The sequence below is a fragment of the Streptacidiphilus jiangxiensis genome (assembly GCF_900109465.1).
Lineage (GTDB): Bacteria > Actinomycetota > Actinomycetes > Streptomycetales > Streptomycetaceae > Streptacidiphilus > Streptacidiphilus jiangxiensis.
This window is the reverse complement of sequence record NZ_FOAZ01000004.1, coordinates 495,109-508,731: the sequence shown is the minus strand read 5'-3', so window position 1 is coordinate 508,731 and position 13,623 is coordinate 495,109. Positions and strand designations below refer to the sequence as shown.

Genomic DNA, 13,623 nt, shown 5'->3' with positions numbered 1-13,623 from the left:
TCACCGACTACCCTCCGGGGCGGTGCATGCTCACCGGTCGCGGGTGAGCACCGGCTTGAGGTCGAGGATCGGTGTGCCGTCGAGGGCCTCCAGGTTGCGCACGTGGACCCGGGTACCGGCGACGGCCAGGATGTGGACGTCGTGCAGGCCGATCGGGTTGGGACGGTCGGGGGCGCGGGTGGCGAAGACGCCGGCGAGCGGACGGTCGGCGTCCCCGCGCGGGTGCACGGCCAGGGTGTCCCGGTCGGCGCGGTCGAGCCAGGTGAACAGCAGCATGTCCTGGCCGGGTGCCAGACCTTGCAGCGCGGGGGCGAACCGGTCCTCGAAGACCAGCCAGGCGTCGGGCGCACCCTCGTCCGGTTGCCGCGGTGCCGTGGACCGGTCGGTCAGCGGTGATTCGACGTGCCCGACGGGACGCATCCGGTAGTCGCTCATCCGGCTACTCCCCCGCCGCGTGGACTGCGCGATAGGTGGCCCGGTCCAGTTCGGTGACCTCGACGGCGAGGGAGACCGGGGCGGTGACGTGGGACTCCAGCAGGGTGAGTACCCGGGAGGTGAGCTCGGCGCGCAGCTCGGTGCTGCGGCCGGAGAGCAGCTTGATCTCGACCAGCACCAGCGGGCGCTGCGTGGAACCGTCGCCGACGAGGTGGTCGGCGGCCGGGCGGAAGACGGTCTTGCAGTCGGCGATGTCGCTGGAGATCACCTCCGCGACGAGCGGGTGCAGCTCCTTCGCGAAGGCCTGGCGGTCGAAGTGGAGTTCGGCGGAGTGGTCGACGAGGATCTGCGGCACGGAAACCTCCGGTGCGGGCGACAGGTCGTCCACGACGCTATCGGAAACGACGGATCCCCCGCCCGGGAACAGGGCGGGGGATCCGGTTCGTGCGCCGGGTGCGATCAGTCGCGGCCGAGGTCGCGCAGCTCGATCGCGTAGATGCCGCGGCCGTGGGTGGCCGCGTAGACGCGGCCGTCGGGGCCGAGCAGGATCTGGTCGACGGAGACCGCCGGCAGCTCGGCGATCGCGCGCCACTTCGTGCGGCCCGGGGCGCGGTAGACCGCACCGAGGTCCGTGCCGACGAGGAGGCCGCCCTGCGGGGTCAGCGACAGGGAGTTGACCGGGACGTCCGGCAGGTTCGCGGAGATGTCGGTCCAGGTCGCGCCCGAGTCGTGGGACTCGAAGACGTGGCCGATGCCCGCACCCGGGCCCTCGTTCCACTCACGGGAGAAGCCACTGAACGTCATGTAGACGTGCGAGCTGTCCGCCGGGTCGATGGTGAGGTCGCTGATGTAGCGGTTGGGCAGGTTGGCGGGCAGCGTCAGCTGCGACCAGCCGGTGCCGTCCGCGTTGCCGACCGCCACGCCGTGGGTGAAGCCCTGCGAGTTGCACGGGCCGCACCAGGCCGCGTAGACCTTGCCGCCGGACGAGGCGACGGCCGTCGCGACGTGGCCCGCGCCGAGGTCGAACGCGCTGGTCCACTGCGAGGACGAGCGGATGCCGAAGCCCTGGTTCTCGACCCAGACGTGCTGGCCGCCCGCGACCCAGGTGTTCGGGTTGAGCTGGTCCGCGGAGAACGGGGCGATGAAGCGTGCCGCGGAGTTGGCCTGGTCCGGCGGCGGCACGTCGTAGGTGGTCGGCGCACCCAGGCCGTTGTTGACGGCGCAGTTCTGGGTGACGTTGATCTCCAGGTAGACGTACTCCTGGGCCTCGTTGCAGCCGTTCTTCGGGTCGACCAGCGTCATGCCGCCGTCGCCGCCGAAGTTGGAGCCCATCACCGTGTCGACGGCCTTGGAGCCGTAACCGCGCAGCACCGACTGGCCGTTGTCCTGCAGACCGCCGGTGACGACGACGCCCTTGCCCGCCGGGTCGGTGCCGACGCCCACGGAGTAGTACTGCAGGGTGTCGATCGTGCCGTCGTTGAGCGAGGTCCAGTCGGTGGCGTGGCCGAGGGAGTCGGCCTGGCCGTTGACCGGACGCTTGTACAGGCCACCGTCGTTGGCCGCGACCACGTAGCTCTGACCGTTCAGGCTGCCGATGGCGAGGCCGTGCTGGTCGGGGTGGGTGGTCTGCGAGCAGGTGCCCGACTGGGCGTTGGGGTCGAGGCTCCAGCAGGCGAGCGGGAAGTTCCAGTAGATGCCGGGGGTGGTCCAGGTGGCGCCGCCGTCGGTGGTCTGGAACACCTCCTCCAGGCCCGCGTAGACGTGGTCGTGGTTGTTCGGGTCCACGGTCAGCGACTCGTCGTACCAGGACTGGCCGCCGACGTTGCTCAGCGCCGAGCCCGAGGCCGCGAGCTTGGCGGCGTCCGCGATCAGCGTCCACGGGCCGAAGGGCGAACCGGACTTGGAGACGTAGATGCCGCCGAGGCCGCCGCCCGCGGCCAGCGAGGCCGGGGACTCGGTGATCGCGTAGTAGCGCTGGTGGTCCGCGGAGGCCGCGAAGGTGACCGCGCCCACGTCGCCGGCGTCGGTCGGCAGGTCGCCCATCCCGGAGGTGACGAGCTGCCAGGTGCCGCCGGTGTTGCTGTAGTAGCCGTTGTAGTTCGAACCGTTGGCCAGCGTGCCGGAGCGCCAGCCGACGGCGGCGAGCACGTGGCTCGGGTCGGCCGGGTCGAACGCGACGTCGCTGACGATGTTCTCGTAGGCGGCGTTCGGGTCGCCCGCCTTCGAGTGGCCGGGCAGGTAGTCCGGGTTCGGCGCGAACTCCAGCTTCCAGGGCCCGCGCAGGTTCGTGATCGAGTGCGACCACAGGCCCTCGGTGGTGGCGGCCCAGATCTTGTCGCCGGATATGCGCAGCTCGTGGATGCTGCTGCTCTGCAGCTCGTCGCCGCCGATGCGGTCGTGCGGCGAGAAGCGGCTGTGCGCCGGGTCGTCCAGCATGTAGACGCCGGCACCCAGGTAGGCGTCGGCGTTGGTGGTGGCCTCGCCGGTGCCGAGCCACAGGCGGCCCTTGCCGTCGAGGGCCAGCGCGCCGGTGGCCTGGGCGGGCAGCTGGTCGCTGATGGACTTCCAGTCGCCGCCGCCGGTGGTGGAGCGCCACACGCCGCCGCCGGCCGCGCCCGCGTAGACGTTGCCGTGGTTGTCCGCGACGACGGCCGAGGCGCGGCCGGTCACGTTGCCCATGCCGGCCGTGGAGTTGGAGTTGTAGTCGCGGTAGCGCGGGTCGTCGGAGTTGTAGGGCAGCTTGGTGACCTGACGCCAGTCCCCGCCGGTGCGCGGCAGGTTCTGCATCGAGGCCCAGGCTGCGCCGTAGGCGCCGGGGTTCACGACACCGGGAGACATGCGCTCCTCGGTGCGCTGGTCGGCGCCCTCCTGGATGGAGTCCGACTCCTCGCCGCCGCCGTCGTCACCGCCCCCGTTGACCTGGGCGTGCATGCCGCCGCTGGTCATGTGGCGGTGGTGGATCGGCATGCCGATCGCGGGCGTGGTGGCCACGAGCCCGCCTGCGGCGGCGATGGCAGTGGTCAGCAGGACAATGCGCCTTCTGCCGCGGTGCGGTGTGGTCAACGGGTCCTCCCCGGGAGTGTGGGTGTTCTCCACCGGTTGGTGCGCGCCGTGCACGGCCCGTCATACAGGCCGCGAGCGACTTGACCACACTCGCGAGGGTGACAGCTACGGAAAGGACTGACGGTTTACGCAAACGTTACTGATACCGGTGAGTCACCTGTCCAACTCACGTCGACTCAGGAGAGTTTGTAGAGCCTTCGGGCGTTTTCTCCATAGATGAGAGAGGCGACGCGCGTAGCCTCGGACGCCACCGGCAGCGCCTCGCCCAGCCAGGCGTCGAGGGCGTCGGTGAACGCGGCCACGCCCACGAGGTGGAGCTCGGGCAGACCGTAGCCGTCGGTGGAGAACAACAGCTTGTGGAACGGGGCCAGTTCGAGGGTCTCCGCCAGCACGCGGCGTGCCCCGGTGCCGACATGGGTGAGCGTCAGGCCGAGATCGCAGTGGACGTGCGGAAAGGCCTGCGTGAGCCAGGCCGCCTGCCGGTGGTAGGGCCAGCCGTGCAGCAGCACCAGCGGCGTCCCGTACGGCTCCACGGCCCGCACGAAGGCGGTCAGCAGCGAGGGGTCGCTGCGGTGCAGCGTGAGGTCCGGGTCGCCGAAGCCGGTGTGCAGTTGCAGCGGCAGGCCGAGGTCGACGGCCTCCCAGAGAAGGTGCCGCAGCAGCACCGGGTGCGTCAGCCGGCCGGCGCCCGCGGACAGGTGCTCCGCCGCCGCGTTCGCCACCTCGGCGGGCGAGGGCCGCGTCGGGTCGAAGTCCAGTCCGCACCGGTACGCGACCACGGACTTGAGCCCGACCGCGTGCCGCGCGGCCCGGCGCAGCGCCGCGCAGACCGTCTCCGCCCAGGTGTGCGCGGCGGTGTCGGGCGTGGTGGCCCGCTCGGCGACCCACTCGACCCGGACGATCTCGTGCACCTCCGCGTGCGCGAGGCCGCCCAGCTCCTCCGGGGAGAGCAGCGGCAGCCCGGCCGCCTCGGTGAGCCCGGTGTCCACCAGGCACGCCGAGAGCCCGGCCGCGCGCAGCAGCCGCCGCGTCGCCTCGGCCACGCCCAACTCCCGCCGACGCTCCAGGTACGCCTCGACCGGAGCGAACGGCTCCAGGCCCAGGACGGGCGCGCACCAGCGCCGCACGGCCAGCCCGAGCGCGGAGTCCCACGGCGAGGCGCCGACGGCCGACGGCCGGTCCGACTCGGTGAGCAGCGAGGCGAACGCGGCCGCGGCGAGCTCTGTCCCGACGACGCTGTGGCAGTGCTGGTCGACCAGCGCCCGGCCGACCTCGGAGCCGTCGGCGGGCATCAGTACCGCCACCGGGTCGCGGCGATCACGGCGCCCGACGGCTGCCCGCCGTAGGCGGCGTTCTCGGCGGCGCGGACGGCGGCGACGGCCTCGAACAGGACGTCGCCGAGGGCGTCGCGCAGCACCGTGGAGGCGCGGAACGCCGTCAGCGTCTCGTCCAGGCCGGTGGGCAGTCGGGCCGGTTGCCGCTCCGGCGGCAGCAGCGCCGGGTCGCCCTGGACCGGCTCGGGCAGCACCGCCTCGGCGTCCAGCCCCGCGAGCCCCGCCGCGATCACGCCGCCGACCGCCAGATACGGGTTGGCCGCCTGGTCGAAGCACTTGACCTCGACGTTCGCCTGCTCGTCCGGGCCCTGGACCAGGCGCAGCGCGGCCTCGCGGTTCTCCACGCCCCAGCACTGGAAGCAGCCCGCCCAGTGCGAGGGCACCAGCCGCAGGTAGCTGGCGGGGCTGGGCGCGCCCAGCGCGAGCAGGGCCGGGAGCTCGCGCAGCACGCCCGCCAGGAACGCTTCCCCGTCACGAGTGAGGGCCTGCCCGGCCAGCAGGTTCCGGTCCTCGCGCCAGGCGCTGAGGTGAAGGTGGCCGCCGTTGCCGACGCCACCCGGCTCGAACGCCGGAGCGAAGGACGCCCGCAGGCCGTGCCGGGCCGAGACGCCCCGGATCGTCGCCCGGACCAGCACCGCGTCGTCGGCCGCGCCCAGCGCGTCCCTCGCGGCCACCGAGACCTCGAACTGCCCGGCGGAGTATTCGGGGTGGATCTGCTGCACGGTCAACCCCTGGGCCTCCAGGGCCAGCAGCAGGTCCCGCAGGTAGTCGGAGCAGTCGGTGACGCGGTGCAGGCCGTAGGCGGGCCCGTCGGTCGGCAGGCCGTCGGTGGGAAGGCCGTCCTCGTCCGCGCGGCGGACGATCCACTCGGTCTCGAAGGCGGCCCGGAAACTCAGGCCGCGCTCGGCAGCCCGCTCCACCATCCGTGCGGCGAAGCGGCGTTGGCAGGCCGGATGCGGCAGACCGTCCTGGCGGTACCGGTCGGCGGGCGCGAAGGCCCATCCGGGCTGTGCGGCCAGCGGCACCGCCCGGTCCAGCGCCGGGAAGAGCCGCAGATCGCCGTCGGGGCCCCCGAGGTAGCGGCTGGTGGTGATCGTGTCGTCGACGAGGAAGACGTCGAAGACGGGCGACATCCCCACGCCCTCGACGGCCGCCTCCGCCAGCCGCCGCAGCGGGACGCCCTTGACGCGGGCGATCCCGGCGTTGTCCACCCAGGTGAGCGCGAGGGCCACGACGCCCTCGCCGCTCAGCCGGGCGGCGGTCAGCCGCGCCTCCGCGCGGGCCTCCTCACGTGACTGGTCCCCTGCCCGCGGCACCCCGCCCTGGTCCACCTGCGCCTCCTGGTCCGTCAGGCGCCGCCGTCGTGCACGCTGAACGCGCTGCGCCGGGCGGCCCGTGCCACTCCAGGATCGGGGTGCGCGGACGCCACGGCCGCCAGGACATGCCCGGCGCGCGGGTGACCCACCTGGCGCGCGAGAGCGAACAGGCGCCCCGGATCCCCGTCGGCCGCGCCCTGCACGTGCCGCACCAGCATGCCGGTGTCGCCGTGCTCCAGCACCGCCGCGCCCGTGTCCACCCACAGCCAGGCGGCGTCCTGCTGCCCCAGCACGTCGGCGGGCAGCACGCCCTCGTCGCTCTGCTCGGCCAGCCACAGCAGCGCGTAAGGGCGCAGCATCGGCTCGTCCAGCGCGTGCCGCACGGACGGCTCGGCGGGCTGCCCCGCGACCCGCAGCGCCTCGAACGCGAGGCCGCGCAGCAGCGCGTCCTCGCCGCGCGCGACGTCCAGCAGGTCCGCGACGGCGCGGTCCACCTGACGGGCCGCCAACCAGGCCCGGTACTCGGCGCGCGCCGGGCCCGGGGAGTAGCCGGCGCAGGCGCCCAGCAGCTCGAGGGCGGACTGCTCGATGTGTCCGGCGGCGGTCTGCGCGACCGTGCAGATCTCCTCCAGCTTGGCCCGCACCGCCCAGTGGCCGAGCGGGGTCAGCTCGAAGCTGTCCTCCTCGTCGGGCTGGGGTCTGCGGACCACGGCTCCGACGGCTCTGAAGCCGTCCAGCATCCAGCGCAGCACCGCCACGACCTCGCCCTGCGAGGGCGGCAGCGCCGCGTCCCCGTCGCGCGCGTCGGCGCGCACCGCGGAGACCGCGAGCGCGGCGTGCGGCACCGGCGTCACCGCGGTGGGGTGCAGGCCGGCGTGCCACTGCTCCTCCATGCCGCGACGCAGCAGCTCCAGCAGCTCCGTCTCGGCGACGGGCCCGTCCACCAGGTGCAGGAAGGAGAGGAGTTGCGGCGCGTGGTCGACGGCCTGGCCGGCCAACCGGGTCAGCGCCCGGTCCGGGACGGAGACCAGCAGCGTCCACGCGTCGAAGAGCGCGGCCCAGCCGCGCAGCACCGCCTCGTCGTCGTGGGCCCAGGCGTGCAACCGCCAGCCGGGGCCGGCCCCGGCACCCCGCAGTTCGACCAGCCCCGTCAGCCGCGCCCGCTCCCAGGCCGCCAGGGCCTGGTCGACGGTCAGGCCCAGCGCGGTCGCCGCGTCCGCGGCATCGGTCGGCATCAGGTCCCCACGGCGGTCCACCGCCGCGAGCTCGCCCGCCCAGCGGGCGATCCGCACCGCGTCCGCGAGCAACCGCCGCGCCGGGGGCGCGAGGCTGCCCGGCCCGGGCAGGTCAGCCGGCGGCGTCCGGCGCACGTGCCCCTTGGGGCGGGGCAGCCGGGCCACACGGGCGGCAGGGATATCGGCATCACGGTCACGCGGATTCCGGGACGTCACGCGGTGCAGTCTTCCCCGTCATACGGCAACTTGTCACATTCCCAGGCGTGGCGGCCTTCCACCTGCGGCGGGCGTGACACAAGAGGCGCATGGTTGCACTCCGGGGGGCGCGGGGCCCTACCGCTCGTCGGCTCCGTTGGACCACCCAGGAGCGCGAGGCTCCCCCTGTTCGCGCCCGCGTACGGTTGCACCACCCAGGGGTGCTGCAACTACAGCAAGGGGGTGACGAATCGGCGCAGAATGTCCTCGTATCCGTAAGGGTCGGAGTTCCACAGCGCCTCGTGCTCGGAGCCCGGGAACTCGCGGAAGAGGACAAGATCGTCCCGGCGGGAGGCCAACCTGCGGACCGGTTCGATCGGGGCGATCGTGTCGTCCGGGCTGTGCAGCACCAACGCCGGGACGTGGAGGCCGTCGCCGGAGGCCAGGTGGTCGAAGCTCGCCGTGTCGACGCCCGTGCGGCCCTCCGCGGCCAGCATGCCGAGCTCCGCGAGGGGCTGCGGGACACCGCGCCGCAGCGCCTGGCGGCGGACGGAGCCGCGGAAGTCCAGGACCGGGGAGTCGAGGACCAGGCCGCGGACGGCCTCCCGCCAGGGCGAGCGCTCGGCCGCCTGCAGGGCCGTCGTCGCGCCCACACCCCAGCCGTAGAGCAGCACGCGGCTCGCGCCGGAGTCCACCGCCAGCCGGATCGCCGCCTCGACGTCCCGCCACTCCGTCTCGCCGAAGTGGCCGATCCCGTCGGGCGAGGCGGGCGCGTCCGGGTCGTTGCGGTAGCTGATGCTCAGCACCGGCAGTTTGAACTGTGCGAACAGCGGCAGCAGCGGCAGCACCTGGGCCCGGTCCGCGCCCATGCCGTGCACGGCGATCACCCACGGGTCGCGCAGGCCCGGCAGGTACCAGGCCGGCATCGCGCCCAGCTCGGTCGCGACCGCCGTCTCGGAGTACTCCATGCCGAGCGCGGAGCGCGGGTCGCCGCGCAGCACCCACGGCGTCAGCACCACCGTCTCGCCGGGCGCGGGCAGCGCCGTGCCGCCCATGCCGGGCCGGATCGCGCGGACGACCGTCTGCGCCGACGTGGCCAGCACGTCGCCGACGACGACGTGGCCGTCCGTGCCCCATTCCAGCGCCCAGACGCCGGGCCGCTCGGTCTCCGGAGCGCGGGTCAGCTCCACCCGCTCCGGGGACACCGTGTGGACCCGCAGCCCACCCACCGAGGCCGGTGCCGAACCGCTCGACCGCACCGAGATCTCGGAGACCACCCGCCCCGCCACGAGAGCCACCACACCCGCGCCGACGGCGGAGGCCGTGACCACGGCGGCTGCCTTGCCCCATCCCATGTCGCTCTCCCGACGGACGCTCGCACCTGTTTTCTCCATCCCAGTGCCCCCGGGCCGGGTCCGCCACCGGAGCGGGCCCGGACAGGGCCGGACGGGGCCGAACGGGGCCCGACGTCCAGTCGACGGTTTGTCCGAACAGAACGCGCGGACCTTGACACTCTGTGCATTGCCGCAGCTCGTGGGCCCGGATAACGTGCCCGGACCGAACCAAAGTGCGCACGGAAGCAGGTCTGCAGTGGCCACGCCCAGCACCGTCAACGGCGGCGTCTCCTTCTGGTACTCCGCCATCGGCCTCCCCGCGGCCCGTCCGGCTCTGGACGGGTCCGTCGAGGTCGACGTCGCCGTCGTCGGCGGCGGGTACACCGGCCTGTGGACGGCGTACTACCTCAAGCAGGCGGAGCCGTCCCTGCGCGTGGCCGTGCTGGAGCAGCGCTTCTGCGGCTACGGCGCCTCCGGCCGCAACGGCGGCTGGCTCTACAACGGTTTCGCGGGCCGCTCGGTGTTCGCCAAGCGCTACGGCAAGGCGCGCGCGATCGCGATGCAGCAGGCGATGAACGACGCCGTCGACGAGGTGCTGCACGTCTGCACGGCCGAGGACATCGACGCGGACCAGGTCAAGGGCGGCGTCCTGGAGGTCGCCCGGACCCCCGCCCAGGTCGAGCGCCTGGACGCGTTCGTCGCGGGCGAGCACGCCTACGGCGAGAAGGACGTGCAGCGGCTGACGGCTGCGGAGACGGCCGAGCGGATCGGCGTCGACGGTGCGCTGGGCGGGAGTTGGACCCCGCACGGGGCGCGGATCCAGCCGGCCAAGCTGGTGCGCGGCCTCGCGGAGGCGGCGGAGCGGCTGGGCGTCAAGATCTACGAGCAGACGACGGTGACCGAGATCCACCCCGCGCAGGGTGCGGCCCCGGCCCGCGCGGTCACCACGCACGGCACCGTCTCGGCGAAGTTCGTACTGCGCTGCACGGAGGGCTTCACCGCCAACCTGCAGGGCGAGAAGCGCTCCTGGCTGCCGATGAACTCCTCGATGATCGTCACCGCACCCCTGCCCGACTCCTTCTGGGACGCCGTCGGCTGGGACGGCCGCGAGACGCTCGGCGACTTCGCCCACGCGTACATGTACGCGCAGCGCACGGCGGACAACCGGATCGCGCTCGGGGGACGCGGCGTCCCCTACCGCTTCGGCTCGCGCACGGACAACGACGGCTCCACGCAGGCGAAGACCATCGCGCAACTGACGGACATCCTGACCGCGTTCTTCCCGGCGGCGCAGGGCGTGGCGATCGAGCAGGCCTGGTCCGGCGTGCTGGGCGTCCCCCGCGACTGGTGCTCGACCGTGGCGGCCGACCCCGCGACGGGCCTGGGCTGGGCCGGCGGCTACGTCGGCAGCGGCGTCACCACGACGAACCTCGCCGCGCGGACGCTGCGCGACCTGGTGCTCGGCGAGCACACCGAGCTGACGGCGCTGCCGTGGGTGGGCCACAAGGTCCGCAAGTGGGAGCCGGAGCCCTTCCGCTGGATCGGCGTCCACGGCATGTACGCGGCCTATCACTTCGCCGACTCCCAGGAGCGGGGCGGGCGCGCGCACACCTCGCCGGTGGCACGCGTCGCCGACGTGATCTCGGGACGGCACTAGGCACCTCCAGGGGCGCGGGGAACTGCGCGACAAGCCACCCAGTGCGGTCAGGTCCCGAGCGGACAGGGCCATCCCCCTCGGGTGGGTTGCTCGCGCAGTTCCCCGCGCCCCTGGGGGTTCCCTCCCCAACGTGCGCAGGTGACCCTTTTGTCGGATTCTGGTGCAAGGACGGATCGGGGTCCGTCCAGGCCGCAGCAGCATTCGACACCTTGGGGTGCCCATGTCTGTCATCTTGTGCCTGCTTGTCGCCCCGTTGGGACTCTTCCTGATCCTCGGTCTCTCCTGGTTCGAGGACCACGTCCTCCGTCCGCCCGCGAGCCCCGCCGAGCAGGCTCTGCAGAAGGCCGTCGAGCTCCTCAACAAACCGCGCGGTTGACGCTGCCTCCGGCGACATGGTGGGATCTTTACGCCAATCGGAGGCAAGCAGAGGAAGCCGGTGCGAATCCGGCGCGGTCCCGCCACTGTCACCGGGGAGTACCTGCGAACAACGGCCACGGCGGCTTCACGCTGCTGGAAGGCCCGCCGGTGCGTCGATCCGGAAGCCAGGAGACTCTCGCCTTCGGATCGTCGATCCAGGGCGCGGACCCTGAGTGAGGACACGCACCGGTGCGCACCAGCACCATGCGCAGCAGCGCATTCGCGTTCGGGGCCGTGGCGGGTTACGCCGCCGACGCCTTGTTCGGCGACCCCCGGCGGGGTCATCCCGTAGCGGGTTTCGGACGGTTCGCGGGCGCGCTGGAACGGCGCCTGTACCGCGACCACCGCGGCGTCGGCGCGGCCTTCACCCTCGCCGCCGTCGGCAGTGTCACCGCGGCCGCCGCACTCGCGCAGCGCGCCACCCGACGCCGCCCGGCGGCCCACGCCGCACTCGCCGCCGCCGCGACATGGACGGTGCTGGGCGGCGCGTCGCTCACGCGCGAGGCGCGTGTGATCGCGGACGCGCTGGAGCGCGGGGACGTGGAGGCGGCGCGCGAGCGCCTGCCGCACCTGTGCGGGCGCGACCCGAGCGCCCTCGACGCGCAGCAGCTCGCGCGCGCCGTCGTGGAGTCCGTCGCGGAGAACACCGCTGACGCCGTCGTCAACGCGCTGACCTGGAGCGCCCTCGCGGGCACGCCCGGCCTGCTGGCCTTCCGGGCCGTCAACACGCTGGACGCGATGGTCGGTCACCGCAACCCGCGGCTGATCCGCTTCGGCTGGGCCTCCGCACGCCTCGACGACGTGGCCGGCTGGCCCGGCGCGCGGCTGACCGCGCTGCTGGCCGTCGCCGCGAGCGAGGACCGGGCCAGGACCTGGCGCGTGTGGCGGCGGGACGCCGCCGCGCACCCGAGCCCGAACGCCGGGCATGCCGAGGCGGCCTTCGCGGGCGCGTTGGGCGTCCGCCTCGGGGGCACGCTCCAGTACGGGGCGAGAACCGAACACCGGCCCGTGCTCGGGGCCGAGCTGCGGCCGGTCGCGGTCGCGGACGTGGAACGCGCGTGCCGGCTCTCGCGCCGGGTCGGCGCGCTGGCACTGACGGCGACTGTCGCCGTCGCGCTGCTGAGGGGGGCACAGAAGTGAGCGGGGCGCTGCTGGTCGCGGGGACGACCTCGGACGCGGGCAAGAGCGTGGTCACGGCGGGCATCTGCCGCTGGCTGAAGCGCCAGGGCGTCAAGGTCGCGCCCTTCAAGGCGCAGAACATGTCGTTGAACTCCTTCGTCACCCTCGACGGCGCCGAGATCGGCCGTGCGCAGGCGATGCAGGCGGCCGCCGCCGGGGCCCTGCCGGAGGCGGCGATGAACCCGGTGCTGCTCAAGCCCGGCGGCGACGGGCGCAGCCAGGTCGTGGTGCTGGGCAAGCCGGTGGCCGAGGTCGGCGCGCTGGACTACCGCGACCGCAAGCCGGCGCTGCTGCGCATCGCGCTGGACTGCCTGGCCGACCTGCGCAGCCGTCATGACGTGGTGATCTGCGAGGGTGCCGGCTCCCCCGCCGAGATCAACCTGCGCGACCGCGACATCGCCAACATGGGCCTCGCCGTCGCCGCCGACCTGCCCGTCGTCGTGGTCGGTGACATCGACCGCGGCGGCGTCTTCGCCTCCATGTTCGGCACGCTCGCGCTGCTGTCCGCCGAGGACCAGGCGCACATCGCCGGGTGGCTGGTGAACAAGTTCCGCGGCGACGCCCGGCTGCTCCAGCCCGGCCTGGACATGCTGCTGCAGGTGACGCACCGTCCCGCGCTGGGTGTGCTGCCGATGCTGTCCGGCCTGTGGCTGGACGCCGAGGACTCGCTCGACCTGGCGGGTGTGATGGCACGCGGCACCTCCGGACCACCGGCCGGCAGCGACGTGCTGCGGGTCTCGGTCGTGCGCGTGCCGCGCCTGTCCAACTTCACCGACATCGACGCGCTCGCCCAGGAGCCCGGCGTGCTGGTCCGCTGGGCCACCCGCCCGGAGGAGCTGGCCGACGCCGACCTCGTCGTCCTGCCCGGCACCCGCGCCACCGTCGCCGACCTGGCCTGGCTGCGCGACCAGGGCCTGGATCGGGCCGTCGCCGAACACGCCGCGCGGGGCCTGCCCGTGCTGGGCGTCTGCGGCGGCTACCAGATGCTGGCCCGGACGATCGACGACCCCGTCGAGTCGAAGCGGGGCGAGGTCGACGGCCTCGGCCTGCTGCCGGTCAGAATCGCCTTCGCGCAGGAGAAGACGCTCGCCCGGCCGGTCGGCGAGGGCTACGGCGAGGTCGTCCACGGCTACGAGATCCACCACGGCGTCGCCACCGTCGAGGGCGGCGAGCCCTGGCTGGACGGCTGCCACGCGGGCTCCGTCTGGGGCACCACCTGGCACGGCGCGCTGGAGAACGACGGCTTCCGCCGGGCTTTTCTGCGCGAGGTCGCCGCGGTCACCGGACGCGACTTCGTGCCCGCTCCGGACACCTGCTTCGCCGCCGCCCGCGAAGAGCGGCTGGACCGCCTCGGCGATCTGATCGCCGAGCACGCCGACACCGACGCACTGTGGCGGCTGATCGAGGGCGGTGCGCCGCAGGGCCTGCCGTTCGTCCCGCCGGGGGCGCCGTCATGAC

Annotated in this window: 11 protein-coding genes and 1 riboswitch; of the genes, 4 read left to right on the top strand and 7 right to left on the bottom strand. The window is 73.6% G+C overall.

Going from position 1 to position 13,623, the window contains the following annotated elements; genetic code table 11:
* Positions 1–30: 30 nt before the first annotated feature.
* The 7 genes from tsaA to BMY61_RS11115 form a co-directional block, all read right to left on the bottom strand.
* A complete protein-coding gene (gene tsaA / locus BMY61_RS11145; RefSeq protein WP_143094270.1) occupies positions 31–435 on the bottom strand; it encodes a tRNA (N6-threonylcarbamoyladenosine(37)-N6)-methyltransferase TrmO in 405 nt (134 codons plus the stop codon).
* Positions 436–439: 4 nt separating this feature from the next.
* Positions 440–823, bottom strand: coding sequence for a 5-carboxymethyl-2-hydroxymuconate Delta-isomerase (locus BMY61_RS11140; protein WP_236655788.1), 384 nt, complete (start codon positions 821–823; stop codon positions 440–442).
* A gap of 71 nt (positions 824–894) precedes the next feature.
* On the bottom strand, positions 895–3,498 hold the full coding sequence (locus BMY61_RS11135; protein ID WP_042441905.1) for a glycosyl hydrolase: 2,604 nt from the start codon (positions 3,496–3,498) through the stop codon (positions 895–897).
* Between the two features lie 176 nt (positions 3,499–3,674).
* On the bottom strand, positions 3,675–4,790 hold the full coding sequence (locus BMY61_RS11130) for an amidohydrolase family protein (RefSeq protein ID WP_042441420.1): 1,116 nt from the start codon (positions 4,788–4,790) through the stop codon (positions 3,675–3,677).
* Positions 4,790–6,163 (bottom strand): type I glutamate--ammonia ligase, encoded by a 1,374-nt coding sequence (locus BMY61_RS11125; RefSeq protein WP_280520998.1) that lies wholly within the window; start codon positions 6,161–6,163, stop codon positions 4,790–4,792. The genes BMY61_RS11130 and BMY61_RS11125 overlap by 1 nt, the downstream gene beginning before the upstream one ends.
* Positions 6,164–6,180: 17 nt before the next feature.
* Positions 6,181–7,518, bottom strand: coding sequence for a hypothetical protein (locus BMY61_RS11120; protein ID WP_042441907.1), 1,338 nt, complete (start codon positions 7,516–7,518; stop codon positions 6,181–6,183).
* A gap of 290 nt (positions 7,519–7,808) precedes the next feature.
* The gene (locus BMY61_RS11115; RefSeq protein WP_042441422.1) at positions 7,809–8,933 is read right to left on the bottom strand and encodes an alpha/beta hydrolase family protein; all 1,125 of its coding nucleotides are present in this window, start codon (positions 8,931–8,933) and stop codon (positions 7,809–7,811) included.
* Positions 8,934–9,168: 235 nt separating this feature from the next.
* Between BMY61_RS11115 and BMY61_RS11110 the strand changes: the two genes are divergently transcribed.
* The 4 genes from BMY61_RS11110 to BMY61_RS11100 all read left to right on the top strand — a co-directional run bounded on the left by BMY61_RS11110 (position 9,169) and on the right by BMY61_RS11100 (position 13,622).
* Positions 9,169–10,569, top strand: coding sequence for an NAD(P)/FAD-dependent oxidoreductase (locus tag BMY61_RS11110; RefSeq protein WP_042441424.1), 1,401 nt, complete (start codon positions 9,169–9,171; stop codon positions 10,567–10,569).
* Positions 10,570–10,789: 220 nt separating this feature from the next.
* Positions 10,790–10,945, top strand: a complete 156-nt coding sequence (locus BMY61_RS46060) for a hypothetical protein (RefSeq protein WP_161791186.1) — start codon at positions 10,790–10,792, stop codon at positions 10,943–10,945.
* A gap of 24 nt (positions 10,946–10,969) precedes the next feature.
* A riboswitch (cobalamin riboswitch) is annotated at positions 10,970–11,144 on the top strand.
* A gap of 46 nt (positions 11,145–11,190) precedes the next feature.
* A complete protein-coding gene (locus tag BMY61_RS11105) occupies positions 11,191–12,126 on the top strand; it encodes a cobalamin biosynthesis protein (protein ID WP_042441908.1) in 936 nt (311 codons plus the stop codon).
* Complete coding sequence (locus BMY61_RS11100) at positions 12,123–13,622, top strand: cobyric acid synthase (protein ID WP_042441426.1); 1,500 nt, start codon at positions 12,123–12,125, stop codon at positions 13,620–13,622. Before BMY61_RS11105 ends, BMY61_RS11100 begins: the two co-directional genes overlap by 4 nt.
* Position 13,623: the final 1 nt, after the last annotated feature.

What these genes read in the sequence shown, in the direction of transcription:
- tsaA (WP_143094270.1), bottom strand. Translation starts at nt 435, where the DNA reads ATGAGCGACTACCGGATGCGTCCCGTCGGGCACGTCGAATCACCGCTG.
- BMY61_RS11130 (WP_042441420.1), bottom strand. Translation starts at nt 4,790, where the DNA reads ATGCCCGCCGACGGCTCCGAGGTCGGCCGGGCGCTGGTCGACCAGCAC.
- BMY61_RS11115 (WP_042441422.1), bottom strand. Translation starts at nt 8,933, where the DNA reads ATGGGATGGGGCAAGGCAGCCGCCGTGGTCACGGCCTCCGCCGTCGGC.
- BMY61_RS46060 (WP_161791186.1), top strand. Translation starts at nt 10,790, where the DNA reads ATGTCTGTCATCTTGTGCCTGCTTGTCGCCCCGTTGGGACTCTTCCTG.
- BMY61_RS11105 (WP_042441908.1), top strand. Translation starts at nt 11,191, where the DNA reads ATGCGCAGCAGCGCATTCGCGTTCGGGGCCGTGGCGGGTTACGCCGCC.